General features: G+C 71.9%; 25 protein-coding genes. 16 read left to right on the top strand and 9 right to left on the bottom strand.

Annotated features, from left to right (window positions below):
• Positions 1-81: 81 nt before the first annotated feature.
• The 5 genes from KIP79_RS32875 (at position 82) to KIP79_RS32855 (ending at position 4,985) form a co-directional block, all read left to right on the top strand.
• On the top strand, positions 82-984 hold the full coding sequence (locus tag KIP79_RS32875) for an ACP S-malonyltransferase (protein ID WP_214108853.1): 903 nt from the start codon (positions 82-84) through the stop codon (positions 982-984).
• Positions 981-1,937, top strand: coding sequence for a beta-ketoacyl-ACP synthase III (locus tag KIP79_RS32870; RefSeq protein ID WP_214108852.1), 957 nt, complete (start codon positions 981-983; stop codon positions 1,935-1,937). Before KIP79_RS32875 ends, KIP79_RS32870 begins: the two co-directional genes overlap by 4 nt.
• A 58-nt stretch (positions 1,938-1,995) precedes the next feature.
• Complete coding sequence (locus KIP79_RS32865; RefSeq protein ID WP_214108851.1) at positions 1,996-2,235, top strand: acyl carrier protein; 240 nt, start codon at positions 1,996-1,998, stop codon at positions 2,233-2,235.
• Between the two features lie 71 nt (positions 2,236-2,306).
• Positions 2,307-3,539: a beta-ketoacyl-ACP synthase II gene (gene fabF / locus KIP79_RS32860; protein WP_214108850.1), complete on the top strand. Its 1,233-nt coding sequence runs from the start codon at positions 2,307-2,309 to the stop codon at positions 3,537-3,539.
• A 27-nt stretch (positions 3,540-3,566) separates the two neighbouring features.
• Positions 3,567-4,985 (top strand): acyl-CoA carboxylase subunit beta, encoded by a 1,419-nt coding sequence (locus KIP79_RS32855; protein ID WP_214108849.1) that lies wholly within the window; start codon positions 3,567-3,569, stop codon positions 4,983-4,985.
• Positions 4,986-5,043: 58 nt separating this feature from the next.
• Here KIP79_RS32855 and KIP79_RS32850 read toward each other — a convergent pair whose 3' ends face one another.
• Both KIP79_RS32850 and KIP79_RS32845 read right to left on the bottom strand, forming a co-directional pair.
• A complete protein-coding gene (locus KIP79_RS32850) occupies positions 5,044-5,541 on the bottom strand; it encodes a DUF3145 domain-containing protein (protein WP_214108848.1) in 498 nt (165 codons plus the stop codon).
• Between the two features lie 238 nt (positions 5,542-5,779).
• Entirely contained in the window at positions 5,780-6,952 is a 1,173-nt protein-coding gene (locus KIP79_RS32845; protein ID WP_214108847.1) for an MFS transporter, read from the bottom strand.
• Between the two features lie 223 nt (positions 6,953-7,175).
• On the opposite strand from KIP79_RS32845, the gene KIP79_RS32840 reads away from it, so the two are divergent.
• The 3 genes from KIP79_RS32840 to KIP79_RS32830 are packed head-to-tail and all read left to right on the top strand — an operon-like array spanning position 7,176 to position 10,715.
• Complete coding sequence (locus tag KIP79_RS32840; RefSeq protein ID WP_214108846.1) at positions 7,176-7,712, top strand: RNA polymerase sigma factor; 537 nt, start codon at positions 7,176-7,178, stop codon at positions 7,710-7,712.
• Positions 7,709-8,215: a hypothetical protein gene (locus KIP79_RS32835; RefSeq protein WP_250214210.1), complete on the top strand. Its 507-nt coding sequence runs from the start codon at positions 7,709-7,711 to the stop codon at positions 8,213-8,215. The genes KIP79_RS32840 and KIP79_RS32835 overlap by 4 nt, the downstream gene beginning before the upstream one ends.
• Complete coding sequence (locus tag KIP79_RS32830) at positions 8,202-10,715, top strand: CHAT domain-containing protein (RefSeq protein ID WP_214108845.1); 2,514 nt, start codon at positions 8,202-8,204, stop codon at positions 10,713-10,715. Before KIP79_RS32835 ends, KIP79_RS32830 begins: the two co-directional genes overlap by 14 nt.
• Here the strand turns inward: KIP79_RS32830 and KIP79_RS32825 are convergent.
• From KIP79_RS32825 to KIP79_RS32810, 4 genes are all read right to left on the bottom strand, one after another.
• Positions 10,655-11,473, bottom strand: coding sequence for a sulfurtransferase (locus KIP79_RS32825; protein ID WP_214108844.1), 819 nt, complete (start codon positions 11,471-11,473; stop codon positions 10,655-10,657). The genes KIP79_RS32830 and KIP79_RS32825 overlap by 61 nt on opposite strands.
• Positions 11,474-11,495: 22 nt before the next feature.
• The gene (locus KIP79_RS32820) at positions 11,496-12,611 is read right to left on the bottom strand and encodes an alkaline phosphatase family protein (RefSeq protein WP_214108843.1); all 1,116 of its coding nucleotides are present in this window, start codon (positions 12,609-12,611) and stop codon (positions 11,496-11,498) included.
• A 3-nt stretch (positions 12,612-12,614) separates the two neighbouring features.
• Positions 12,615-13,205 (bottom strand): DUF5998 family protein, encoded by a 591-nt coding sequence (locus KIP79_RS32815; protein ID WP_214108842.1) that lies wholly within the window; start codon positions 13,203-13,205, stop codon positions 12,615-12,617.
• An 87-nt stretch (positions 13,206-13,292) separates the two neighbouring features.
• Entirely contained in the window at positions 13,293-15,713 is a 2,421-nt protein-coding gene (locus KIP79_RS32810) for a bifunctional acetate--CoA ligase family protein/GNAT family N-acetyltransferase (protein WP_214108841.1), read from the bottom strand.
• Between the two features lie 215 nt (positions 15,714-15,928).
• Here KIP79_RS32810 and KIP79_RS32805 point away from each other — a divergent pair, with 215 nt between their 5' ends.
• Positions 15,929-16,822, top strand: coding sequence for a carbohydrate kinase family protein (locus KIP79_RS32805; RefSeq protein ID WP_214108840.1), 894 nt, complete (start codon positions 15,929-15,931; stop codon positions 16,820-16,822).
• Positions 16,823-17,028: 206 nt separating this feature from the next.
• Here KIP79_RS32805 and KIP79_RS32800 read toward each other — a convergent pair whose 3' ends face one another.
• Together KIP79_RS32800 and KIP79_RS32795 are read right to left on the bottom strand one after the other, a co-directional pair.
• Entirely contained in the window at positions 17,029-17,385 is a 357-nt protein-coding gene (locus KIP79_RS32800) for a hypothetical protein (protein ID WP_214108839.1), read from the bottom strand.
• A 66-nt stretch (positions 17,386-17,451) separates the two neighbouring features.
• Positions 17,452-19,548: a RecQ family ATP-dependent DNA helicase gene (locus KIP79_RS32795; protein WP_308170010.1), complete on the bottom strand. Its 2,097-nt coding sequence runs from the start codon at positions 19,546-19,548 to the stop codon at positions 17,452-17,454.
• Between the two features lie 64 nt (positions 19,549-19,612).
• Between KIP79_RS32795 and KIP79_RS32790 the strand changes: the two genes are divergently transcribed.
• The 4 genes from KIP79_RS32790 (at position 19,613) to grpE (ending at position 21,805) form a co-directional block, all read left to right on the top strand.
• The gene (locus KIP79_RS32790) at positions 19,613-20,128 is read left to right on the top strand and encodes a GNAT family N-acetyltransferase (RefSeq protein WP_214108838.1); all 516 of its coding nucleotides are present in this window, start codon (positions 19,613-19,615) and stop codon (positions 20,126-20,128) included.
• 105 nt (positions 20,129-20,233) lie between these two features.
• On the top strand, positions 20,234-20,638 hold the full coding sequence (locus KIP79_RS32785) for a hypothetical protein (RefSeq protein WP_214108837.1): 405 nt from the start codon (positions 20,234-20,236) through the stop codon (positions 20,636-20,638).
• Positions 20,639-20,695: 57 nt separating this feature from the next.
• Complete coding sequence (locus KIP79_RS32780; RefSeq protein WP_214108836.1) at positions 20,696-21,070, top strand: hypothetical protein; 375 nt, start codon at positions 20,696-20,698, stop codon at positions 21,068-21,070.
• Between the two features lie 81 nt (positions 21,071-21,151).
• Positions 21,152-21,805 carry a nucleotide exchange factor GrpE gene (gene grpE, locus KIP79_RS32775; protein WP_214108835.1) on the top strand — a complete coding sequence of 218 codons (654 nt, stop codon included), beginning with the start codon at positions 21,152-21,154 and terminating at the stop codon, positions 21,803-21,805.
• 4 nt (positions 21,806-21,809) lie between these two features.
• Here the strand turns inward: grpE and KIP79_RS32770 are convergent, their stop codons facing one another.
• Entirely contained in the window at positions 21,810-22,388 is a 579-nt protein-coding gene (locus KIP79_RS32770; RefSeq protein ID WP_214108834.1) for an RNA polymerase sigma factor, read from the bottom strand.
• A gap of 81 nt (positions 22,389-22,469) precedes the next feature.
• Here KIP79_RS32770 and KIP79_RS32765 point away from each other — a divergent pair, with 81 nt between their 5' ends.
• Genes KIP79_RS32765 through KIP79_RS32755 form a run of 3 tightly spaced genes read left to right on the top strand, consistent with a single transcriptional unit; the run spans position 22,470 to position 26,363 of the window.
• Positions 22,470-22,733 (top strand): hypothetical protein, encoded by a 264-nt coding sequence (locus KIP79_RS32765; protein WP_214108833.1) that lies wholly within the window; start codon positions 22,470-22,472, stop codon positions 22,731-22,733.
• Positions 22,730-24,532 carry a dynamin family protein gene (locus tag KIP79_RS32760; protein WP_214108832.1) on the top strand — a complete coding sequence of 601 codons (1,803 nt, stop codon included), beginning with the start codon at positions 22,730-22,732 and terminating at the stop codon, positions 24,530-24,532. Before KIP79_RS32765 ends, KIP79_RS32760 begins: the two co-directional genes overlap by 4 nt.
• Complete coding sequence (locus KIP79_RS32755; RefSeq protein ID WP_214108831.1) at positions 24,522-26,363, top strand: dynamin family protein; 1,842 nt, start codon at positions 24,522-24,524, stop codon at positions 26,361-26,363. The genes KIP79_RS32760 and KIP79_RS32755 overlap by 11 nt, the downstream gene beginning before the upstream one ends.
• Positions 26,364-26,378: the final 15 nt, after the last annotated feature.

Here is a 26,378-nt window from a genome sequence, read left to right as displayed (position 1 = left end):
AGGGAACCTACAGAAACGCCCGACCGAAGTTCGTGCGGATCCCCATCAGTGTGGTGAACCCCTACAGGGCAGGGTTAGGTTGTGCTCGTCATTGTCGCGCCGGGACAAGGCGCCCAAACCCCAGGCTTTCTGACGCCGTGGCTGGAAATCCCCGGATTCCGCGACCGCCTCTCGGCGTGGTCAGACATCGTCGGCCTCGACCTGGTGGCGTACGGCACGACCGCCGGCGCCGATGAGATCAAGGACACCGCGGTGGCGCAGCCGCTGCTGGTGGCCGCCTCGCTGGCCGCCTACGAGGCGCTGGGGGCGACCCCCGACCTGGTGGCCGGTCACAGTGTGGGCGAGTTCGCCGCCGCCACCATCGCCGGGTCGCTCACCGCCGAGCAGGCGCTGACCCTGATCCGCGAGCGCGCCCAGGCGATGGCCGAGGCCGCCGCGGTGACCGAGACCGGGATGACCGCCGTGCTCGGCGGCGTGGACGTGCTGGAGTCCCTGGACAAGCACGGCCTGACCCCCGCCAACATCAACGGCGCAGGTCAGATCGTGGCCGGCGGCACGCTGGAACAGATCGAAGCGCTGCGCGCCGAGCCGCCGGCCAAGGCCCGGCTGATCCCGCTCAAGGTGGCCGGTGCCTTCCACACCGAGCACATGGCCCCCGCGGTGGACCGGCTGCGCGCCGCCACCGAGGGGCTGACCCCGGCCGACCCGGCCGTGCGGTTGCTCTCCAACGCCGACGGTGCCCTGGTGACCAGCGGCGCCGACCTGCTGGACCGGCTGATCGCCCAGGTCGGCCGCCCGGTCCGGTGGGACCTGTGCATGGCCGCGATGACCGAGCAGGGCGTCACCGCCATGATCGAGCTGCTTCCCGGCGGCACCCTGGCCGGCCTGGCCAAGCGGGCGCTGCCGGGTGTGCGCGCGGTGCCGCTGAAGACGCCGGACGACCTGGAGGCCGCCAGGTCCGCCGCCAAGGAGGCCCTCAAGTGAGGCTGCCCCTGGGCTCCCCCGGCGCGAAGGTGCTGGCGTTCGGGCACTACCAGCCCGCCAACGTGGTCACCAACGACGACCTGGCCAAGCTGATCGAGACCAACGACGAATGGATCCAGTCCCGGGTCGGGATCAAGGAGCGCCGGTTCGCCGGGCCCGAAGAGTCCGAGATCGAGCTGGCCGTGCAGGCGGGCGGCAAGGCGCTGGCCGCCAGCGGTCTGGCCGCCGGTGACATCGACCTGGTGATCGTGGCCACCTGCACGCTGGAGGCCCAGATCCCCAACGCCGCCGGCCGGGTGGCGCACCGGCTGGGCATCTCCGCCCCCGGCGCCTACGACGTCAACGCCGCCTGCGCCGGGTTCTGCTACGCGCTGGCCGCGGCCAGCGACGCCATCCGGGCGGGTTCCGCGGTGAACGTGCTGGTGGTGGGCACCGAGAAGCTCACCCAGTGGGTGGACATCGAGGACCGGGCCACCTCGGTGATCTTCGCTGACGGGGCCGGGGCCGCGGTGGTGGTGCCGTCCGAGACTCCGGGCATCGGCCCGGTGGTCTGGGGCAGCGCCGGCGACAAGTACGACGCCATCATCATCAAGGACCGGCACTCGGCGCTGCACCAGGAAGGCCAGACCGTGTTCCGCTGGGCCACCACGGCCCTTCACCCGATCGCCAAGCAGGCGTGCGAACGTGCGGGGGTGGACCCCGCCGAACTCGCCGCCTTCGTGCCGCACCAGGCCAATCTGCGCATCATCGAGTCGCTCGCCCGCCGCCTGGGCGCCGACAACGCGGTGGTGGCCAAGGACATCGTGCTGGCCGGGAACACCTCGGCCGCCTCCATCCCGCTCGCGCTGTCGCGCATGATCGAGCGCGGCGAGGTGCCCTCGGGCGGCCTGGCCCTGCTGCTCGGCTTCGGCGCGGGCCTGACCTACGCCTCGCAGGTCATCGAAATCCCCTGACTTGTACGGCGCATGCCGTACGAAACCCTGAAAACCACCCATAAGGAGAAACAGCGACATGGCAGTGACCGAGCAGGAGATTCTGGCCGGCCTGGGCAAGATCATCAACGAGATCACCGGCATTCCGGCCTCCGAGGTGACCCTGGAGAAGAGCTTCGTGGACGACCTCGACATCGACTCGCTCTCCATGGTCGAGATCGCTGTGGCGGCGCAGGACGAGTTCGGTTCGGAGATCCCCGACGACCAGCTCAAGCACCTGAAGACCGTCAAGGACGTCGTCAACTTCATCCAGAACTGAACTGATCCGGGTTCGCCCGGCCGTACCGCGATCGTTCGAAGCGATCGTGAATCGATGAGGAGTGCAGACAAGTGAGTACAGACCGGGTGCGTGTCGTGGTCACCGGGCTCGGCGCGACGACGCCCCTCGGTGGAGACGTCGCCTCGACCTGGTCGGCGCTCCTCGACGGGCGGTCGGGCATTCGCCCCCTCACCGAGGAGTGGGTCGACTCGGTTCCGGCGAAGTTCGCCGGGCGGGTCGCGGTGGAGCCGGGCGAGGTCATCCCCAAGCCGGAGGCCAGGCGGCTGGACCGGGCCGAGCAGTTCGCGCTGATCGCCGCCCGTGAGGCGTGGCGGGACGCGGGCGCCCCCGAGGTCGAGCCGACCCGGCTCGGCGTCGTGGTGGGCAGCGGCATCGGCGGCATCACCACGATCCTCGACGCGTACGACACCTTCAAGACCAAGGGCTGGAACCGGCTGTCGCCGTTCACCGTGCCCATGCTGATGCCCAACGGCGCGGCCGGCTGGATCGGCATCGAGATCGGCGCCAAGGGCGGCGTGCACGCCACCGTGAGCGCCTGCGCCACCGGCGCCGAGGCCATCGGGTACGGCATCGACATGATCAGGTCCGGCCGGGTCGACGTGGTGGTCGCGGGCGGCACCGAGGCGGCGATCCATCCGCTGAACATCGCCTCGTTCTCCGCCATGCGCGCCATGTCCACCCGCAACGACGAGCCGCAGCGCGCCTCCCGCCCGTTCGACAAGGGCCGGGACGGTTTCGTGCTGGGCGAGGGCGCCGGCCTGGTGGTGCTGGAGTCCGAGGAGCACGCCCGGGCCCGCGGCGCCAAGGTCTACGCGGTGGCCGCCGGGGTCGGGTACTCCGCGGACGCCCACCACATCGCGCAGCCGGAGCCGAGCGGCGCGGGCGTGCAGCTGGCCATGCGCCGGGTGCTGGAGAACGCCGGGCTGACCGGCGCCGACATCCGGCACGTGAACGCGCACGCCACCTCCACCCCCGCCGGTGACGTGGTCGAGACGATCGCCATCAAGGAGGCCATCGGGGCGCACCCGCTGGTCACCGCGACCAAGTCGATGACCGGCCACCTGCTCGGCGGCGCGGGCGGGATCGAGTCCATCTTCACCATCCTGGCGCTCACCGAGCGCCTCGTGCCGGCCACCATCAACGTGGACGACCTCGACGACGGCATCGAGGTGGACATCGTGCGCGCGGATCCCCGCAAGCTGCCCGACGGCCCCATCGCGGCGGTCAACAACTCCTTCGGGTTCGGCGGACACAACGTCGCCGTCGCCTTCACCACGGTCTGAGATTCTCACGGTCTGAGAGGGACGCAGATGACGGTTCTCGACAACAGGGTGGTGACGCCGGCCGCCGATCAGGAGGCCGCGGATCCACGCGACCCCCAGGTCCGCCTCGGCCACCTGTTCGACGAGGGCTCGGTCCGGCCGATCAGCCCCGAGGACAAGAGCGGCGTGTTCGCGGCCACCGGGCGCATCGAGGGTGTGCCGGTCGTCGCCTTCTGCAGCGACGCCCGGGTGCAGGGTGGCGCGATGGGCAGCGAGGGCTGCGAGCACATCGTGCACGCCTACGACGTGGCGGTCCGCGAGCGGGTGCCGATCATCGGGGTCTGGCACTCCGGCGGCGCCCGGCTGGCCGAGGGCGTGGAGTCGCTGCACGCCGTCGGCCGGGTCTTCGCCGCGATGACCAAGGCGTCCGGTGTGGTGCCGCAGCTGTCGGTGGTGGTGGGCGCCGCCGCCGGTGGCGCCGCCTACGGGCCTGCTCTCACCGACATCGTCATCCTGGCCGACCAGGGCCGGATCTTCGTGACCGGTCCCGACGTGGTGCGCAGCGTCACCGGCGAGCAGATCGACATGGCCGCGCTGGGCGGCCCCGAGCCGCACAGCAAGCGCAGCGGCGTGGTGCACGTGGTCACCAAGACCGAGGCCGAGGCGCTGCTCACCGCGCGCCAGCTGGCCGGTCTGCTCGGTCACCAGGGCCGGGTGCGGGCGGTGGAGGAGGTCGACTTCTCGGCCCTGCTGCCGGAGAACCCGCGCCGCGCCTACGACGTGCACCCGCTGATCAACGGCCTGCTGGACGAGCCGGGCGTGGAACTGCACCCGAAGTGGGCGCCGAACATCGTGACCACGCTGGGCCGGATGGGCGGGCGCACGGTCGGGGTGGTGGCCAACAACCCGATGCGGCTGGGCGGCTGCCTGGACTCGACGTCGGCCGAGAAAGCCGCCCGATTTGTTCGCATGTGCGATGCCTTTGGGGTGCCGCTGGTGGTGCTCGTGGACGTGCCGGGCTACCTGCCTGGGGTCGGCCAGGAGCACGACGGCGTGGTCCGCCGCGGCGCCAAGCTGCTGCACGCGTTCGCGGAGGCGTCGGTGCCGCGGGTGACCCTGGTCACCCGGAAGGCGTACGGCGGGGCCTACATCGCGATGAACTCGCGCTCGCTGGGAGCGACCCGGGTGTTCGCCTGGCCGACCGCGCAGGTGGCGGTGATGGGGGCGGTCGCGGCGGTCCGCATCCTCAAGCGGCGGGAGCTGGCGGCGGCTCCCGAGGAGGAGCGCGCCGAGCTGGAGCACCGGCTCGCCGAGGAGCACGAGAAGATCGCCGGCGGGCTCCAGCGGGCCGTGGACCTCGGGGTGGTGGACGAGGTGATCCAGCCCGGGGAGACCCGTGGCGCGATCGCCAAGGTGCTCGCCCAGGCCACGCCGGCTCGGGGGGCGCACGGGAACATCCCGCTGTAGACAGGACATACAGAAAGGGCGCCGGGTGGAATTCCACCCGGCGCCCTTTCTCGTGGTCTCAGACGGCCGCGTGGAGCCAGCGCACGGGAGCGCCCTCGCCCGCGTACCGGAAGGACTCCAGCTCCTCGTCCCACTGCTTGCCGAGCAGCTTGTCGAGCTCGTCCTCCAGCACGACGCGGCCCTGGGCGGCCATCAGCATGACGTTGCGGAGCCGGTCCTCGGGGATCATGACGTCGCCGGTGGCGCCCACCACGGCCGTGTACGCGCCCAGCGCCGGGGTGTAGGCGTGCCGGGAGCCGTCCACGCCCGGTGAGGCGTCCTCGGTGATCTCGAAGCGGATGCGCTGCCATCCCATGAGCGATGAGGTGATCGCCGCAGCGGTGCCCGCGCGGCCCTCCCACTCGGCCTGGGCGCGCAGAGCGCCAGGCGCGGCGGGCTGAGGCGTCCACGTCAGGTCGACGGGAACGCCAAGAACGCCTGCTACAGCCCACTCGATGTGCGGGCACAGCGCAGGCTGAGCCGAGTGGACGTACAGCACGCCACGAGCAGCAGCCACCGGACCTCCCGTTTCGTACGAGGTGCGCCTTCCCCAACGGCCTCATACTGGGATGATCACAAGTGACTCTAGGAGAGACTACCGTCCGTTGCGGCGGGGCACCAGAGCAGGGTCATACCTATTCGCACTTGACAACGCTGTGAATTCGGCAAACAGCGGAGAGTAAACCTCGGGTGATCTTCCCAGGTCGGGAAACCCACAGGTAGCGGGGTTCCTGGCGGCGTACCGGCCCGAAAAATCAGGGTTCGCGGAGCTTCTGAGAGATTCGCCACCATAGCGCACCGAGCACGACCGCCAGGGCCGCCGCGTACGGCAGCAGGGTGCCCACCCCGAATTGCTGGGCGAGCGCGCCGGCCAGCCAGGGCAGGACGGCGCCGCCCACCACGGACCCGCCGACCATCGCGCCCACGGCGGTGGGCATCAGGCGGGGGGCGGTGAGCCGGGGCACCACCACCATGGTGGTCGGGAAGAGCGGCCCCAGGAAGAAGCCGAGCAGGGCCAGACCGGGCAGGGCGGCGACGGGGACCAGCCAGACCAGCAGGGCGCCGGCGGTCACCCCGGCCAGGCAGACGTAGCTGACGTCCACCGGGGTGAGGCCGATCCGGCGGGCGATCGGGTTGATCAGGAACCGGCCGAGGGTCAGGCCCATCCAGTAGCCGGTCACCGCGTACCCGGCGATCAGGTCGGGCTGCCCGTGCTGGTCGACCAGGTAGGTGAAGGCCCAGTTGCCGACGCTCATCTCCAGTCCGACGTAGATCGCCAGGAAGACCGTGCCGAGCAGCACGGCGGGCTCCCGGAGCGCCTGGCGGAGCAGCCCCGGCCCCGGGGTGGCCGCCACCGCCTCTCGCGGCCCGGCGCCTGGGAAGGCCACCAGGAAGCCGATCAGCAGCGGCACACCCACCAGGGCCAGCAGCCACCAGACGGCGGTCCACGGGAACTCCAGGAGGACCCAGGCGGCCAGCGTGGGGCCGACCAGCGCCCCCACCCCGAAGAAGGCGTGCAGCAGGTTGAGCGGCCCCGAGGGCTCCGGCAACTCGGCCAGGTACGCGTTGAGCACCGATTCGAGCAGGCCGTGGCCGTACCCGAGGACGACCTGGAGGGCCAGCAGCACCAGGAACGGCGGGCGGACGGCGGTGCCGACCGCGACCAGCAGGCAGGCCAGGCCGCCGACGCCGAGGGCGGCGCGGGTGCCGACCCGGTGGATGAGCGGGCCCGAGGTGGCCCCGGCGAGCAGGAAGCCCGCCGAGGAGGTGAAGAAGATCAGGCCGATGGTGGCCTTGTCGACGCCGTAGTCGATCATCTGGGCGGGGATGAGCACGCCGCCCACCCCGGCGGTGACGCCCAGCACCACGAAGGCGACGTAGGCCATGCCGATCGGAGCGCGCCGGCGGCTCCGCACCGCACCATCCACCTGTACTCCTGTTGCGGAAGATAACAAATCAAACGCCCTCAAATTACGGCCCCGGCCTTCACCTGATCAAGAAGACGCGAGGGCTTCTCGGCTCTCCGGTTTAGCGGCAATCTTCGTGGTGAGGGGCAATTCGGCGAGGCGGGAATCGGGGCGGACGGGGATGGGTAGAGTGCTCACGCAACGCTTATCCGTCAGCGCGGACAGTAGCCCGGAAAGTGGTGCCATGCATCGGGACATGCAACAGGAGACATCTTCGCCCGCTCTGGAGGAAGCCGTCTGGAAAGATCTTGTTGCCCGGTTCGGCGGGCGGATGTGGGCGGTCGCGCGGGCCGTGGGGCTCAGTCCCACCGATGCCGCCGACGCCGTACAGGGGGCGTGGTTGCGCCTGGTCGAGCACTATGACCGGATCCGGGATCCCGACCGCCTCGGGGCCTGGCTGGTGACCACCACCCGGCACGAGGCCATCCGCCTCTCCAAACGGGCCGGCGCCGAACGCCCCAGCGAGCTGCCCGACCTGCTCGACCCCACCGAGCCCGACCCGTCCGCCGTGGTGGTGGACGCCGAGTACGGGCGGGCGGCCTGGGCCCGCCTCGACGCCCTCAAGGAACCCTGCCGCTCGCTCCTCCGCCTCTTCGCCCTCAACCCTGACATCCGCTACTCCCACGTCTCCACCCACCTCAACATGCCCATGGGCAGCATCGGTCCCACCCGGGCCCGCTGCGAGAAGCACCTCCGCGCCCTCCTGGAGGAATCCGAATGACCTCCTCATCCGACGAGACCTCCCCCGCCGAACCCCGCCCCTGGCCGAAGGGCGATGGCGAGGAGATCACCTATCTCCTGGCGGCCATGCGGTTGGCGGCCGGGAGTGATCCGGTGCCCGGACGGGTGGACGCGGACGCGCGGGCCGTGTTCGATCTCCGGCTCCCCGGGTCGATCACCGCCACGCCGGTGGATGTCGTGGCCGCCGCCGGGGTGCGGTCGGGGGCCGAGCCTCAGCTGCACCGGTTCACGACGGACGAGCTGACCGTGGACGTGGAAATGTCCATTTCTGATGGTCGCCTCGAAGTAGCCGGTCAGGTCAGTCCGGCTCCTGAGCCTGACGCCTGGGTCGAGGTCCGTACCCCACACATCAGCAAAGTGCGCGTCCCCTCCCCGGATGGCCATTTCGCCGCCACCGGGCTGCCCCCCGGCTGGGTCAGTGTCGTCTACCACCGGCCCGAGCAGGCCCCCGTCGCCACGCGATGGCTCCGTGTCCGTGCCTGACGGCGGTTTGGTCGCCCGCGCCGAGTGGGTGGTGGAGTTGGCGGGGCGCGATCCCCGCCTGGCCCGGGAGGTGGGCGAAGAGGTTCTGCGGGCGGCCGGCGAGGCGGGCGAGGCGGCCTCGGTGGCGCTGCGAGGACTGGCCCTGGCGGCATGGGAGCTGGGCGAGCTGGCACTCGCCGACGAACTGCTCGGGCGGGCGGCCGAGGTCGCGGCAGGCCATCCGGTACGGGCGGCCCAGGCGGGAATGTCACGGGTCTCGGTGCGCGCCCTGCTGGGAGATCCGGAGGGCGGGCTGGCACTGGCCGACGCGGTCGAAGGGGATCTGGCCGGGATCGACGGCTTCCGGCTGGACGTGCAGCGGGCGGTACCGCTGATTCTGCTCAGCCGCCACGAGGAGGCGGTCCAGCGGTGCACCCGTGCTCTTGACGGGCTTGGCGGCGACGCCCGGTTCCGCGCGGGTGCGCTGCTGAACCGAGGGCTCGCCGGTGTCTTCCTCGAACGGTACGGCGAGGCGGTCGCCGACCTCTCGGAAGCCGCCGGGATCGCGCGAGCCGCCGGATTCAGCCATCTGGCGATGCTCGCCGAAGGAAACCTGCCGTTCGCGGCCGCCAAGCGGGGTGACATCGCCGCCGCCTTCGAGAGCTACCAGATCGCCGAACGAGCCCTGCTCGGCTTCCCGGAGCGCCTGGCCGCCATGCGGACCGACCTCGCCCAAGCTCTGGTCGCCGCCCGTCTCCCCGGCGAGGCCCGCGTCCTCCTCGAACAGGCCATCCCCGACCTGGCCACCTCCGGCGCCCACGCCGTCCTCAGCGAGGCCCGCCTGCTGCTGGCCGAGGTGGAACTCCTCATGGGCGACACCCACCAGGCCGTGGAGACCGCCCGGTCCGCCGAATCCGACCTCCACTCCCAGTCCCGCCCCCGCTGGGCTCCGCTGGCCCGGGAAGTCGCCGTACGCGCCCGTCTGGCGCAGGCGCTCCACCCGGACCACAAGGCCGGTGCGATCGCGGCGGCCAGGCTCCTTAGGGAGGTCTTCAGCTGTGCCGACGACCTGCTCGACAACGGATGGCCGGCCAACTCCGACTCGCTCCGGTTGACGGGTGCGGTCGCCGCCCGGCGGCGAGGCGACCGCGCTGCCGCCGTCGAACAGCTGTCCCGCCTGCTTGGACCGCGAACCCGGCCGATCGTGCGGCATCACGCGCAGGCGCTGCTCCACCACCTCAACGGGAACGATCGGGCCGCTCTGCACAGTGTCGAGACAGGCATAGCGGCGTTCGTCGATTCGCTTTCCCGTCCGTCCTCGGTTCCCCGGCCGGTGAAGGTCGCTTCCACGGCGGAAAGGGTGCTGGAGGAGGTACGGGTCCATGCCGTACGGGGTGCGGAGGACCTGGCCGCGTTCGGCCTGGAACTGGCGCTGGGGACCGGAGACGGCTGGGCGGTGCTGGCCTGGGCGGAGCGGTGGCGGGCGAGCGTCCGTGGCGCGCCGGAGGACGGGCTGCCGAACTCGCTCAGGAAGACCCGGACGTGCCTGGTGGAGTTGGTCCGGCACCAGGACGACCTATACGCGTTGGTGGTCCACGGCGGCGACTGCCGTCTGCACCCGCTCGGCTCGTACGCCGCCGTCACCGAACAGATCGTCCGCGTCCGCTACGGCCTCCGCAGGCGCAATCTCCGCGACGCTCCGACCAATCCCGAATCACTACTGGCCAGGGAACTGACCTCGCTCGACACCGCCCTCCTCGAACCCCTGGACCTCCCGCCCGGTCCGATCACCCTGATCCCGACAGGCGCCTTGCACACGCTCCCCTGGCCCATGCTCCCCTCGCTCCTCGGCCGACCGGTTTCGGTGACCTCCCACGCCGGCGAGATCCTCCCCACCGCCCAGGCGCACGATCCACGGGTGGTGGCCGTCGCCGGGCCCGGACTCCGCCATGCCATGGATGAGGTGGACGCGGTCGTGGCCATCCACCGCGACGCGAGATCGGTGAAGGCCACCAAATCCGACGTGATCGAGGCACTGGGCCACGCGACGATCCTGCACGTGGCGGCACATGGCATGTTCTCCCCGCGCAGCCCTCTGCTGTCCAGGATCACCCTCGACGACGAACCCCTGATGGCCTACGAGCTCCTCCGCGTCCCCCGCGTCCCTGACCTGGTCATCCTGTCGGCCTGCGACGCCGGAATGGCACACGCCCCGGCGGACGGAGTGGCCCTCGGCCTCGCTGGAGCCTTTCTCGACCGGGGCGCGCGGTGCGTCATCGCGGGTGTGGTTCCCGTGCGTGACGACGAAGCCCTCACCTTGATGAGGTGCTTCCACGAACTCCTGGCCGCCGGACGAACCCCGGCGGAGGCCCTGGCCGAGGCATCCGTCAAAACCGGCGTCCCCGGGTTCACCTGCTTCGGCGCCGGAGACCGGCCGATCGTGCGGGGCAGGACGCCGGATCAGCCGGTCGCGACCGGGCGGTCCGGGTCGGTGATCCAGTGGGACCAGGAACCGACGTAGAGGGCGGCGGGAAGGCCGGCCAGTTCGAGGGCCAGGATCTCGTGGGCGGCGGTGACGCCGGAGCCGCAGTAGGCGCCGATCGGGACTCCGGCGACGGCGCCCAGGGCGATGAAGCGTTCGCGGAGGAATTCGGGGTTGTGGAAGCGACCGCCGGGTTCGACGTTCTGTGCGGTGGGCGCGTTGACGGCGCTGGGGATGTGGCCGGCCACGGGGTCGATGGGCTCGGTCTTGCCGAGGTAGCGTTCGAGTGCCCGGGCGTCCAGGAGGACGCCGTTGCGGGCCAGGTCGGCGGCCTCGGCGGCGGTGAGCACGGGCATGCCGCCGGGGACGGCCGCGAAGTCGCCCTCGGCGGGTTCGGGAATGTCCTCGGTGACGGGGAGACCGGCCTGGGTCCAGGCGCGCAGGCCGCCGTCCAGCACCCGTACGTCCGGGTGGCCGAAGTAGCGCAGCACCCACCAGGCGCGGGCGGCGGCGGTCGAGTCGGCCTCGTCGTACACGATGACGGGACGGTCGCCGCGGACGCCGAGGCGGCGCATGGCGGCCTGGAAGTGCTCGGCGGCGGGCAGCGGATGCCTGCCGCCGGATCCCGGTTCCCCGGCCAGGTCACGGTCGAGGTCGCAGAAGACGGCGCCCGGGATGTGGCCTTCGCGGTAGGACTCGATCCCGGTGGGGCCGGCCAGCCGCCACCGGACGTCCAGCACCGTGCTCGGGCCGTCGAGCAGCGGCCGCAGCTCGTCAGGAGTGATCAGTGGCGACATGTTCGGATGCCTCCGGAGTGCTCTAGCGGTGGATTTCCAGGAGGGGGATGTTGAGTTCGGCGGGCGTCAGGGACCCGTGGTAGCCGATCATCGACCATTCGTGGGGTTCGGCGGCGGCCGGGATGAGGACGGTTCCGGCGAACGGGACCGCGACCACGTCGCCGACCCTGGGCAGCCACTCCTTGCGCACCGACTCGCCGTACCAGCCGGACTGGACGGCCTCCTCGCGGGAGACCACCCAGGCGCGGTCGGCGAAGGTCTCCCGCCAGGTGTCCAGGACGGCGGAGGCGGCGCCGGGTTCGGTGTACAGGTGCCGCGCGCGGGGTTCGCCGCCGATCAGCTCGATCCCTTCCAGCAGGCCGGGATAGTCGTCGAGATCGACCTTGTCGGTGGCGTTGATCATCCCGTGGTCGGCGGTGACGTACATGGTGGTGCCCGGCGGCAGCACCTCGGCGAGGCGCTCGGCCATCCGGTCGGCGACCGCCAGCTGCGCCAGCCACTCCGGGCTGCCCCAGCCGCGCAGGTGGCCCGCGCCGTCCAGGTCGCTGAAGTAGACGGTCACGAAGGTGCGCGGGGAGCGCAGCGCGTGCCGCACCCCCTCGATGCGGTCCTCGACGGTCTCGGCGTGCAGGTGGTGCACGCCGCGGTAGACGGCACGGGTGAGCCCGGTTCCGTCGAAGGCGCCGGTGGCCACGTACACGGGCGCCACGTCGAGGCCGATCAGGCGCTGGAAGACGGTCTCCGCGGGCTGCCAGATGTCGGGGTCGATGGGCAGGCCGGGCGCGGTCCAGCGCAGGCAGTTGAACAGGCGGCGCTCGCCGGGCACCGCCATCTTGATGCCGATCATGCCGTGCTCGCCCGGTGTGCCCCCGGTGCCGAGGGTGGCCAGGCTGGTCGGCGTGGAGGACGGGAACCCGGCCGTGAGCGTCCTCCCGAAGGCCGCGGACAGGAAGGGCGCCGTCTCGGGATGCTCGCGCAGCAGGTCGGCGCCCATCCCGTCCACCAGGAAGAGGCAGACCCTGGGCGCGGGCTCCAGCTCCAGCGTGTTGGGCCTGGCCCCGCCGAAGGTGGCGAACAAGGACGTGGCGAAGTCACTCAGCGAGGCCGTGCCGTACCCGGGAAGGTAGGGGGTGGCCATCGGTCAGTTCCCCGCGCGAGCCGTGGCCTCGGAGAGCGCGCGGGCGAAGGCGAGCACGTGGCTGACCGCGCCGGGACCGTCGGCGGCCTCGCTCACCCGGAGCTGGAGGTCGTCGGCGGTGACCGCGCCGGTGTAGCCGTGGTCGGCGTCGCAGTTCTCGTCCCCGCAGGTGGCGGGCTCCAGGTCGACATGGGCGATGGCGCCCCAGCCGATGGTGAGCGTGACCTCGCTGGGCGGCACGCCCGGCACGTACGACGCGGGGTCGGGCACCAGGCGGGTGAGCGCGACGGACTGGATCCGGCTCAGCCGGACCGCTTCGGTGGTGGTGGAGGCGTGCGAGGCGGGCATGCCCTCGGCCGGGGGGTGCTCGTCGGTGTGGCAGACCAGCAGCCGGGTCGGCGACAACACCAGCACGGTGACGTGCCTGCGCACCTCCATGGCCGGATCGAAGGTGGCCTCGTGGTGGACCACGAACGCCGTCACCTGCTCCTTGCCCAGGGCGGAGTCGACCGCGTCGGCGACCAGGTCGGGGTAGTAGCCGCTGCGGTCGATGGCCTCGCGCAGATCGGCTGCCGAGACTCGGGTATCCCTCATGGGTCCATCCTGCCCTGTCGCGCACGCGCTTTTCACCAGCGGAGCCCCCTTACCGGCAGGCTCGATATGGGCCCGCCGATCGGGCGGTCAGGCCAGGCGGCGCGGCCCGCCGTCCAGCAGGGGTTCCACCACGGGGCGCAGCAGTGCCCTGGCCGCCACCACGATGGCCTCCCGATCGTCGACCACCACCTGGTCGAGATCGAGCCTGGCCAGCTCGGGCAGCGCGTCCGCGAGCAGCCCCACCCGCACCAGCAGTTCCTCCAGCGCGGGCACGGCCACGGGCGGGTAGCCGTACTCGCCGAACAGCAGCGGGGCGGCGCGCACGGCCCGGACCAGGCCGGCGGCGTCCTCGGTGGTCAGCGGGGCCAGCCGGTAGGCGACGTCGCCGAGCAGCCGGGCGGTGATCTCGCCGAGTCCGAAGGAGACGACCGCCCCGAACCCGCCCTCCCGCGCGGTCACGGTGACCACCGGCCAGCCGGGGCGGCCGGCGCCGGTGACGGTGATACCGAAGCGGGCGAGCAGCTCGGTGGCGTCGATCTCCACCTCGCCGTGCTCGGCCAGGGTGGCTTCGACCAGGCGGCGGGCGCCGTCGCGGTCCACGTCCAGGTCGGGTACGGTCCCTGCCGGTTCGGCGCGCCAGCGGGCGTACCGGACGGCGTGGGCGAGCGCGCGGACGGCCTCCTCCGGGGCGGGATAGGACGGGATCGAGCCGAACGGCGGCCCTTCGCCGGGCAGGCGGAGCGCGGGCGGGAAGCCCGGTTCGCCGTTGAAGGTGGCCAGGACCGGTTTGCCGGACTCCTGGGCCACCCGGAGTAGTTCGGCGGCCACCTCGTCGGCCGCGCCGGGGATCGGCGGCGCGTACACCACCACCGCCGCGTCCACCTCGCCGACGGTGGCCGCCAGCGCCTTGCCGAACTCGGCCGCGCCCGCCCGCGCGCCCAGGTTGACCGGCGGGGCGGGCTCAAGACCTGCGGCCAGGCAGGCGTCGGCGGCCAGCAGGGTGAGCGCGTCCGAATTGCCGACCAGGCCGACCCGGGGCCCGGCGGGAAGCGGCTGCCCGGCCAGCAGCTGGGCGACGTCGAAGAGCTGGGCCAGGTCGTCCACCTTGATCACGCCGGACTGGGCGTACAGGGAGGTCAGTGCGGCGTCCGGGAGCGCCAGCGCGGGGACCGCGTGCCCGCGCGGGCCGCCCCGGGAGTTGACCACCACGACCGGTTTCGTACGGCAGATCCGGCGGGCGAGCCGGACGAACTTCCGCGGGTTACCGACGGACTCCAGGTAGAGCAGGATCACGTCGGTGGCCGGATCCTCCTCCCAGTACTGGAGCAGGTCGTTTCCCGACACGTCCGCCCGGTTGCCGGCCGAGACGAAGGTGGAGAGGCCCATGCCGCGCTGGGCCACCCGTTGCAGCAGGGCGGTGCCGAGGGCGCCGGACTGGCTGAAGAAGCCGACCCGGCCCCGGCCTGGCAGGGTGGCCGCCAGGGTTGCGTTGAGGCGGATGGCCGGGTCGGTGTTGGCGATGCCGAGGCAGTTGGGGCCGACCACGCGCATGCCGTACAGGCGGGAGATCCGGACCAGTTCGGCCTGGCGGCTGCCGCCCTCCTCGCCGGTCTCGCCGAAGCCGCTGGAGACCACGATCAGGCCTTTGACGCCTTTCCTGGCGCACTCCTCGACCACGCCGAGCACGCTCTCGGCCGGCACCGCGACCACCGCGAGATCCACCTCGCCGTCGATGGCCGAGACATTCCGGTACGCGCGGACTCCGGCCACCGCGCGGACCTCCCGGTGCACCGGGTAGACCGGGCCGGTGAAGTCGGCGGCGAGCAGGTTGCGCAGCACGGTCTGGCCGATGCCGCCCGGTTCGCGGGAGGCGCCGATGACGGCCACCGACTCCGGGGTGAGCAGGCGGGCGATCGAGCGGGCCTCGGCGCGGTGCTCCCGGGCGGCGGTGACCTCCGCGGCCGTCTCGGTGGAGGCCAGGTTGAGGGTGAGGCGGACCACGCCGTCCTCGAACGTGCTCTTCGCGGTATAGCCCGCCTGGCGGAACATGGTGTTCATGCGGTGGTTGGCGGGGAGCACGTCGGCGATGAAGGTGCGGATGCCGCGTTCCCTGGCGGCGGCGCGCAGGTGCTCCATGAGGACGGCGGCCATGCCCCGGCCCTGGTGGGCGTCCTCGACCAGGAAGGCCACTTCGGCGTGGTCGGGGGGTTGTACGCGGTCGTACCTGACGACCGCCACCATGTCCGTGCCGATGGTGGCGATCAGGGCCACCCGGTCGTCGTAGTCGACGTTGGTGAACCAGGCGATCTCCCGGTCGGAGAGCCGGGGGCGGGGGCCGAAGAAACGGAAGTAGATCGTCTGGTCGGAGAGGCGGGAGTAGAACTCGCGCAACAGGTCGGCATCGCTCGGGCGGATCGGGCGGATGTGCGCGGTTCCGCCGTCGGACAGGACAACGTCGGCTTCCCAGTGGGCCGGGTAGCTTGGTTCCACAGGCCCGAGCGTAGTCATGTCGGGCCTGGCCTGCGTGTCGTGGCATTCCGGACTTGCGGGGGTTGGGCAACGCTTGTGCATCGACTGTGCCCGACTGTCCGCTCTACCCCCACGACGTTGCCGGAAGCTGTTAAGTTTCTCGGCGTCAGCCTCATATCGCACGGAGAGGACGCCGACCCCCCAATGGTGCGGCAGACTCACCTTCACTCAGCAGTTGGCAAGGTGGTGACATCATGACCCGGGTCGTCGTGGTGGGCGATCTCATGACCGACGCGGTCGCGCGTGCCAGGTTCCCCCTCGCCCGCGCCAGTGACACCCCGGCGGTTGTGACCATGCACGGCGGTGGGTCGGGTGCGAACATCGCCTCCTGGCTCGCCGTGGAAGGCTCCGAGGTGGCCTTCATCGGGCGCCGGGGGGCTGACATCACCGGGCGCAACCGCGACATGGAGCTGATGGGGTACGGGGTGGACGCGCGCCTCGTCATGGACCCCGAGCGGCCGACCGGGACCTGCGTGGTGTTGGTGACCCACAAGGGCGAGCGGACCATGTTGTCCGACCCGGGAGCCAACGCGGCGCTGTCCCCCGAGGACCTGCCCCGGGACCTGTTCAGCCAGGGCGGCCACCTGCACGTGTCCGGGTACACGCTGATCTGCGAGGGCTCGCGGGACGCGGGTCTGGCCGCGCTCGACCTCGCCCGGCGGGCCGGGATGTCCATCTCGGTGGACTGCGCCTCCTCCGCGCCCATCGAGCGGACCGGCGCCGAACCCTTCCTGGAGTGGACGCACGGGGCCAAGCTCCTGTTCGCCAACGCCGACCAGGCCAAGGTCCTCACCGGCCGCGACGAGCCGGAGGCCGCCGCCAAGGTGCTCACCGCCTGGTTCCCCCAGGTCGTCATCAAGCTCAACAAAGACGGCTCGCTCTGGTACACCAACAGCCGCAGCGAGCCCGTCCGCGTCCCCGCCGAAACCGTCGACCGCGTAGTCGACGGCACCGGCGCCGGCGACGCCTTCACCGCAGGCTTCCTCCCCAGCTGGCTAAACGGCAAGCCCCCCGCCGACGCCCTCTCCGCAGGCAACGCCCTAGCCGCCAAGTGCATCGCCAACCTGGGCGCCCGCCCCCGCCTCTAGTCCCGGTACGACCCCCGGTGGGGCAACGAGCACCGATAAGCCTTATTGCCCCACAACCTTCAGGTGTCGTCGCGGTGCCCGCCGGGGCGGATGCGGATGCAGTGGACCCAGAGGAAAAAGCCCCAGGCCGCTTGCATCAGAGGCGGCACTGGGGCGTTTTCGTAATTATGGTATCGTCGCCCAGCGCCTGAGCTGGGGCCATTTTTTCACGCGAGATGTTCGGAGAAGCGACCAATCGCGGAGGCAAGGGCATCATCGACCAAGAGTGTCGATTCCGTCACATTGCCTTCGGAAAGGGCGACTTCGGTTGTCAAACCTTCCGCGACCAGGGCTTCGGTAACTCCCCAGCTGACGTCGTAGAGGCGCTCGATAATCCCGGTCTCGATGGCGTGCTTGCGCAGCCTTCTTTTCAGGGACGCCTCAATTTCGGCAACGCTCGCCCTTGCCTGAACGTCTTTCCACGCGCCCTGTAGGGCATCCACGCCGGCCAGACGCGTGGCGATCTCGCCGTTGAGGGGCGCCAGTGGCTCAATCCGTCGCCAAGGGACTATCCGACGGTCCACCGAATCATTGTACGGAAGGAGACTCTATTCACCTCCTGCTTGGGAGCAGAGCGGGTGAGGTGGTTTTCAGGTGGTCGCGAGGACCAGGGGAAGGACGGCGGGGGCGCCGGCGTGGCGGAGTTGGGCGGTGGCGAGGGTTAGGGTCCAGCCGGTTTGGGTGTGGTCGTCGATGAGGAGGATGGGGCCGGGGGCGGTGGCGATTTGGGTGGAGAGGTCGCGCGGGGTGGCGAGGGTGGCGCGGAGGGCCTGGAGGCGTTGGGCGCTGTTGTGCTGGCGGCCGGGGGGGCCGGTGCGGTAGCCGAGTTGGCCGAGGTTGGTGAGGCGGCCTACCTGGGAGAGGCGGTCGGCCAGGGAGGTGATGAGGAGGGGGTGGGTGGATGAGGGGATGGCGACCACGGCGGTGGGGCGGTGGGGCCAGTTCCAGGATTTGAGGACGGCGACCACGGCGGTGAAGACGTCGTCGGGGATGGGGGCGTCGGGGGCGGCGAGCAGGTCGCGGAGGCGGGGGCCCCAGCCGAGGTCGGTGAGGCGGCCGAGGGCGCGGCCGGTCTCGGCGATGAGTTCGGGTTTGATGCGGCCGGTGAGGTCGGGCAGGCCGGTCGGCCACTGACGGCGGGGTTCCAGGTCGACGCCGGGGCGGACGAGGCGCTCGTGGGCGGCCTGGACGGCGGCGGGGTCGGTCGAGGGCGCCCGGTGCACGCCGGTGCAGTTGTCGCAACGGCCGCAGGCCGTGGCGGAGTGGTCGTCGAGATGGTGGCGGAGGAACTGTTCCCGGCACTCGGTGGTGGCGATGTAGGCGATCATCGCGTCCTGCTCGGCCTTGCGTTCGGCGCTGACCCGGGCGTACCGGTCCGCGTCGTAGGCCCAGGGCTCGCCGGTGGCCTGCCAGCCGCCTTTCACCCGGCGCACGGCCCCGTCCACATCGAGGACCTTGAGCATCATCTCCAGGCGGCTCCGGCTGAGGTCGACGCGCGATTCGAGCGCGGCCGTGGACAGCGTGCCCTCGCCGAGCGCCGCGAGCGTCGCCCTCACGACGGATTCAGGGGGAAAGGCGAGTGAGGCGAAGTAGGCCCAGATCTGCTGGTCCTCCGCCCCGGGCAGCAGGATCACCTCAGCCCGGGCGACCCCGCGCCCGGCCCGCCCGACCTGCTGGTAGTACGCCACCGGCGACTGCGGCGCCCCGACATGGATCACGAACCCGAGGTCGGGCTTGTCGAACCCCATGCCCAGCGCCGAGGTGGCCACCAGCGCCTTGATCCGGTTGTCGAGCAGGTCCTGCTCGGCGGCCAGCCGCTCGGCCGGCTCGGTCTGCCCGGAGTAGGCGGCCACCGGATGGCCCTGCTCGCGCAGGTAGGCGGCGATCTCCTGGGCCGCCGACACGGTCAGCGTGTAAACGATTCCCGAGCCGGGCAGCTCCCGCAGGGTCTGCGCCAGCCAGGCCAGCCGCTGGTCCGCCCCGGGCAGCCGGACCACGCCCAGGTGCAGGCTCTCCCGCTCCAGCGGCCCGCGCAGCACCAGCGGCTCCGGCGCCTCCGCCCACTCCGGGCCGACGGCCAGCTGCTCGGCCACGTCCCGGGTGACCCGGGCGTTGGCGGTGGCGGTGGTGGCCAGCACCGGCACCCCGGGCGGCAGTTCGGCCAGCATCGTGCGCAGGCGCCGGTAGTCCGGCCGGAAGTCGTGACCCCAGTCGGAGATGCAGTGCGCCTCGTCCACCACCACCAGCCCGGCGCTCTCCGCCAGCTCGGGCAGCACCTGGTCGCGGAAGTCGGGGTTGTTCAGCCGTTCCGGACTGACCAGGAGCACGTCGACGGCGCCCTCGGCGACCTGGGCGTAGATCTTCTCCCACTCCTCGGTGTTGGCCGAGTTCACGGTGGCGGCGCGGATGCCGGCCCGCTCGGCCGCCGCGATCTGGTTCCGCATCAGCGCCAGCAGCGGCGAGACGATCACGGTCGGCCCCTCGCCGAGATCGCGCAGGAGCGCGGTGGCCACGAAGTAGACCGCCGACTTGCCCCACCCGGTGCGCTGCACGACCAGGGCGCGGCGCCGGTCCAGCACCAGGGCCTTGATCGCCGCCCACTGGTCCTCGCGCAGCCGGGCGTCCGGCCCCGCCAGCGCCCGCAACCGGCCCTCGGCCTCGTCCCGCAACACCTCTTCTTCGGTCACGGCATCCTTAGTACCAGCTCGGGCCGACGTTTTGCGCCCCAGACCGGTGTGCTTGGATGGCGCGATGGACGTGACCACCTGGTATCTGGAGCAGACCAGCCCGGCCGACCTGCGCAAATCCCGGCCCCCGCGGGTGCCGGTGGAGATCGTCAGGGCCGAGCTCCCCTCCCCCGAATTCAGCCGGTTCCTCTACACGGCGGTGGGCGGCGGCTGGCACTGGACCGACCGGCTGACCTGGACCCCCGAGCAGTGGTCGGACTGGCTGGCCGCCGAGGTGGAGACCTGGGTGGCCTACGAACGCGGCACCCCGGCCGGTTACGCGCAGCTCCAGGGCCAGCCGGAAGGCAACGTGGAGATCGCCTACTTCGGGCTCCTGCCGTACGCGATGGGCAAGGGCATCGGCGGGCACCTGCTCGCCTTCGCCCTGGAGCGGGCCTGGGACCTGGCCGAACGCCTGCCGCGGGAGACCACCCGGCGGGTCTGGGTGCACACCTGCTCGCTGGACGGCCCGGCCGCCCTGCCCAACTACCAGGCCCGCGGCTTCAGCGTCTACGACACGGTCACCGAGCGCGCCGGATAGCCGGCGAAAAAATCGTTGAACCGTTCCCGGATCCGGTGAAACAAAGTGGTCCCGGCCGTCATCTACCACCATGACGATCCACCCACCTCATTCTGGAGAACGAAAATGGACGTGTTCGACGCTGAGACCGCCAACGCCACCTGGGTCGACAGCGACGGCGACGGCTACTACGAGTCCGCGGTGATCGACAGCAACGGCGACGGCGTGGCCGACTCCATGATCATCGACACCAACCTGGACGGCGTCGCCGACGTCGAACTGGTCGACACCAACGGCGACGGCGTGGCCGACATCGAGCGGTACGACACCGACGGGGACGGCGTCGCCAACGCCGAGTACATCGACTATAACGCCGACGGCGTCGCGGACGAGGCGCTGTTCGACACCAACAACGACGGCGTCGTCGACGCGAGCTACGGCGGCTCCACCGGCAGCGCGCCCGCCGACGACGCGTTGTTCCCGCAGGCCGGCGCCGACCCGAGCGCGGAGTCCGGCGTCACCGGCAGCTAGGTCCTGGAGCGCATCGCGCCCCCAGGAACGTTCCAGTAGACGGAAGGCATATCCGACATGGGGAACCCGTACGACCCAACGCAGCCGCCCCCCGGCTCCTACGGTCAGCAGCTCCCGCCCTACGACCCGAACGCGCCCCTGCCGCCCCAGCAGCCGCAACCCGGGTACCAGTACGCACCGCCGCCACCCCAGTACGGCCAGCCGTACGGGCAGAAGCCGCCCAGTGGCGCCCCGACGATGTCGATCATCGCCTTCATCCTCGGGGTCCTGGCGCTGCTGTTCGTGCCGATCGTGCTCGGCCCGATCGGCATCGCGCTGGGTATCGTCGGACACCGGCGCGGTGAGAAGCTCGGCGTGCCCGCGGCGATCACCGCAGGTGTGTGCATGGTCCTCGGGATGATCATCGGGGCCGTCGTGTACAGCAACATGTGATCGAGCAGAAGCCGACCCGGCGCTCCCCTCCCCGCCGGGCCGTCTCTGACCCACCCCTTCCAACCGCCACGTGGAGCTCGCATGCCGATCATCGCCCGCCTGGTGCTCCTGTGCGCCGCGGCCGTGCTGGCGGGCTGCGCGAAGGCGGAAACCGCGCCCGAGGGTCTGGACCCGCTCCGTGCCCCGGGACAGCCGGTGATCATCGAACATGCTGAGCCCAGCCGCCTGCCCTGGCTGATCGGGGGCGTCGCGATCCTGGTCGGCGTGGTCGCCGGGGGCGCCCTGACGATCACCCAGCTCTCCCGCCGTCGACCACGGACGGCCGCCGCGCCGCCACCGCCCCCGGGCGATCCCCTGCGACCGGCCCTGGCCGAGGTCGCGGCGAGCGGCGCGAGTGCGGCGATCTCCGAGCAGATCGACCGCCTGCTGGCCGGCCCCGCCGGGCGGGACGAACTGGCGCGTGCCTGCGTCCGCTTCCGGGACCAGCTGGCCGGACGTTTCCCCGCCCAGGCCGACCGGCTCGCGGCCGCGCTGGCGACGGCCGGCATCCGCGAGGTACGCGCCGAGGGCCAGCCCTTCGACGGCCGGGTGCACGAGGCCGTGGACACCACCCCCACCGACGACCCCCGCCTGCACGACACGGTCTCGGCGACCATCCGGACCGGGTACGTGGACGGCGAGCGGGTGCTCCGGGTGCCGAGGGTCGTGGTCTACCGGTGGGACGGGGCGTCGTGACCGGTTACCCCAGCAGCTCCCGCAGACTCTTCCGTGCCCGAAATATCCAGACTTTCACGGTGTTCAGCGGCACCTCCAGCGTGGCCGCCGTCTGCTCGTACGTCAGCCCGCCCGCCCAGAGCAGCAGCGCCTCGCGGTGCGCCGGGGTGAGCGTGGCCAGCGCGCGGCGCAGGTCCACCAGCCCGGCCACGGTCTCGTCGAACCCGCTCTCCGCCGCCCGCGGCTCAGCCGCCTCGGGGAAGAGCAGGTCGTCGTGCGGGTTGCGGCGGCGGATCACCGAGAGCGCGGCGTTGCGGGCGATGGCCAGCACCCAGGCCGCGAACGGCGCCCGCCCCTCGAAACGGTCCATTCCCCGCCAAGCCGCCAGCTGCGCCTCCTGGAGCGCGTCCAGCGCGTCGGAACGGTTGTCGGTGAGGTGGAAGCAGAGACCGAAGGCGCGCCGCTCGACCGGCGCCCATAATCGCCGGAACGCCTCGCCGTCACCGGCGCGCGCGGCCGCCACGAGCGTGGCGTCATCTGGGACGTCCTCCGGCAGGATGCCACGAGGTAAGAGGTCGTCATCGCCGACAAGGTTGCCAGGCATGCGGCGGGTGTCCTCCCGGATTCGGAACAACTGCGACGATCAGACCACGCGTGCGGCTACTCCGACACGGGATGACACGGCATGATATTCGACCGTAATGAGGCCCTGGAGGGGGACGACGTGGGCGCGTTCCACGACCTCCTCTTCGGCGATCTCCCCGTCCCCACGGCGGCGGAGAGCCAGGCCATGTTCGAGGAGACGATGACCAGCGACGACGTCGAGATCCCCGACCTGTACGAGGACTTCGCCGAGGACTACACCCTGGCTTTCGACGATCTTTCCCCGGACATACCGATCGAGTATGACTCCGGCGACGACCCCGGAGACGCGGGATGGCACCTGTGACCACCGCTCCGACCGCCGGCGACCGGCTCCGTGAGCTCTGCGCCACCACCGCGGCCCGCCTCACCGACCCCGCCCTGCGCGAGCGCGTCCGCCAGGTCCGGGCCCGCCTGGACGCGCCCCTGCAGATCGCCGTGGCGGGCGCGGTGAGCAGCGGCAAGTCCACCCTGGTCAACGCCCTGCTCGGCCTGCCGGTCGCCCCGGTGGACGCGGGCGAGTGCACCCGCGTGGTCACCCAGTACGAGTACGGTCCCGACGACGGCCGGGTCGACGTGGAGTGCGACAACGGCCACACCACGACCACCCGCCTGCTCCCCGGCCACCGCCTGCCCAGCGACCTCGGCGTGCCCATCGAGACGGTACGGAGGATCCGCGTCCAGCTCGCCTCGGACACGCTGCGCGCGATCACCGTGGTGGACACCCCCGGCATGAACACGGTGACCGTGGAGAACGAGCAGGCCGCCCGGCGCATGATCTTCGGCACCGACCAGGACGACGACCGCGCCCAGGCGCTCATCTACGTGCTCCGCTACGTGCAGGCCTTCGACGACACCACCCTGGCCGAGTTCCGCGGCCTCACCGAGGCGTGCGGCATGACCTGCGTGAACACGCTGGCCGTGCTGAGCCAGATCGACCGGCGCGGGGACGAGGAGGACCCGTGGCCGACCGCCAGGCGGCTGGCCGCCCGGGCGTACACGGACCTGCGGGCCTCGGTCTTCGACGTGGTCCCGGTGATCGGCCTGCTCGCCGAGACGGCCGGCACGGGGGCGCTGGGCCCGGCCGAACTGGACGGCCTGGCGCAACTGGCCGAACTCGACGAGGCCGACCTGGAGTTCCTCCTGCTCGACCTGGACGACCTGGCCGACTCCCCCGACTCCCCGCTCACCCCCGAGGTGGCCCACTCCCTGGTCCGCCACCTGCACCGGTACGGCTTACGCACCGCGGTGACCGCCAGCCCCCAGGGCTCCGAGGCGATCCGCCGCACCTTGCTGGAAAATTCGGGATTCGGGGCGGCCGCACGCTCGGGCACCGTGGCCGGGGGCATCGCGCACTTCGCCCGCCGGGCCGACCAGCTGAAGGCGCTCTCCGCGATCACCCAGCTCCGCCGCATCTCCCGCGCCCCGGCCTTCGGCAACGACCTGGCCACCCTGGACGCGCTGGCCGACGAACTGGACGAGACCAAGCCGATCGCCGCCGGGCTCTCCGGGCTGCGGGTCTTCGCCGCCGTGGAGGCGGTGGCCCGGGGCCAGCTGGTGCTCACCGACGAGATGCACGACGAGCTGCTCCGGCTGGCCCGCTCCGACGACCCCGCCGAGCAGCTCGGCGTACCGGCGGCGGAGGTCCCCGAGGCGGCCAGGCGGGCCACCGAGCGGTGGCGCGCCCGGGCGATGATCGAACGCGGCCGGATCGGCGGCCAGCGCGCCAGGGACGTGCTCGGCGTGCTGGAGGACCTCGCCTTCCCACGCGCGGAACCCGCCCCGCCGCCGCCCGCGCCGCCGCTCGCGGCGACCCCCGTCAACGCCGAGGCGGTCCGCCGCCTGCTGGCCTCGCCGCTGGTTCCCGCCGAGGACCGGGAGGCCCTGTCCCGCCTGCTGGCCGGCGCCGACGGGGCCGCCCAGGTCGGCGCGCCGGGCGCCTCCGCCCAGGAGGTGGCCGGGTACGCGGCGGCGTGGAGCACGCGGTTCCGCTCGCTCAGTCAGTTCCTCACGTTCACCATGGACCGTCGCGCGGCGGAGAGCGTCAGCGACAGCTACGCCCAGCTCGCGTTCGCCGTACAGGAAGGTTCCCCGCATGTCGGCTGAGCTGGTCAACCGAGTGCTGCGCCTGGCCAACGAGGTCAACACGCTGGCCAAGCAGGCCGGGCGGCCCGACCTGGCCCAGGTGCTGGCCGAGGTCGCCGCCCGGTGGAAGGAGACCGAGACCACCATCGTGGTGGCCGGGGCGCAGAAGCGCGGCAAGAGCCGCCTGATCAACGCGCTGGTCGGCCGTCCCGGGCTGCTGCCGGTGGACGCCGACGTGGCCACCAACTGCTATCTGGGGCTGCGCCGGGGTCCGGTGCTCGCCGCCCAGGTCAACCGGGCCGACGAGAGCTTCCCGATCGACCCGGAGGAGATCACCGACTACGCCGCCATGTCCGGCGACCCGGCCAAGCGCCGGGAGGTGGTCAGCGTGGAGATCACCATGGACCACCCGCTGCTGGAGGGCGTGCGGCTGCTGGACACGCCCGGGGTGGACAGCCTCACCGTGGGCCACCGGCAGGCCACGGTGGCCATCCTGCAGCGCGCGGACGCGCTGCTGTTCGCGCTCAGCGCCCAGGACCAGCCGGTGCTCCGGCACGAGCTGGAGTTCCTGGCCGAGGCGGTGGAGCGGGTGCAGGCGGTCACCTTCGTGCTCACCAAGGTGGAGGACTCGCACAACTGGCAGGCGCTGCTGGCCGAGAACCGCCGCCGCCTGGAGACCTTCGTGGCCGACTCGGCGCCCCAGCACGCCGACGTCCTGCTCAACGCGGCCTGGTTGCCGGTCAGCGCCAAGCTCGCCGAGGCCGCCGCCGCGCAGCGCTCGCTGGGCCGCGCCGAGCGCGCCGACCAGCTGCACGCCCGCAGCGGCATCGGCCGCCTGGAGGAGTACGTACGGGCCAGGGCCGCGGGCCGGGAGCTGGCCCGCAGCGCCACCGTGGTCTCCGCCTGCGCCTCCGTGCTGGCCGCCCTGGGCGCGGTGGCCACCGACCACGTGGCCGGGTCCTCCGACGACCAGGCCGAGCCCGCCAAGCGGCTGGCCGAGGTGGAGCGGGCCGTCGAGGAGCTGAACGAGATCGCCAAGGAGCGGCGCAGGTACGCGGTGGGCAACCAGTTCCTGGGCCGGGAGGTGGCCACCATCGTGCGCGCCCACATGGCCCGGGTGCGGCAGCCGTACGAGCAGGCGGTCGGAGAGCTGACCAAGCGGGCCGACCTGGAGAAGTACCTCCAGCAGCTGCCGGAGAGCGTCGAGCGGTCCATCCAGGCCGCCTGGGAGGAGATCGTCGCCGAGGTGAGCAAGCTGGTCGGGGCCGCGCTCAACGAGTTCCTGACCTCGCTCCGGCTGGAGCCGATGGACATGGACCTGGCCAAGGTGGCGATGCCCCGGGTCTGGTCGCACGAGCTGAAGAGCGAGCCGTCGGCGGCCGGGAAGGTGGACATGTTCCGGGAGGGCGTGCCGGCCGCCGCGATGGCGGTCAGCCTCGGCCTGATCATCGCCCACCTGAACCCGATCGGCTTCCTCGTCGGCCCGGCGCTGGCCGCGGCCGTCCTGGTACGGCGGCGCGAGTGGGACGAGGTGAGCCGCAACCAGCAGGCGCTGCGACGGCTCCTTCAGGAACAGTTCACCCAGGCGGGCAGCGAGATCACGCTGACCCTGGAGCGGGAGGTGGCCAACTGGCGGGCCACCGTGGAGCAGAGCGCGGACACCGCGCTGGCCACCCAGCGCAAGGACCTGGAGGCGCGGCGGGCCGAGCTGCGGAAGCTGGCGGCGGGTTCGGCCGCCGACAAGCTCAACGCCCGCGAGGAGGCGACGAAGCGGCTGACCACCATCGCGGCGCTCACCGAACGCGCGGCGGGCCTCCGCCAGGAGATCGCCACGTCGCTCGCGGCGCAGTAGGGCCTCATCGCGGTA

Origin of the sequence: Acrocarpospora catenulata (assembly GCF_018476525.1) — a bacterium.
Lineage (GTDB): Bacteria > Actinomycetota > Actinomycetes > Streptosporangiales > Streptosporangiaceae > Acrocarpospora > Acrocarpospora catenulata.
The sequence above is the reverse complement of the archived record's forward strand: the minus strand, read 5'-3'. Positions and strand labels throughout refer to the sequence as shown.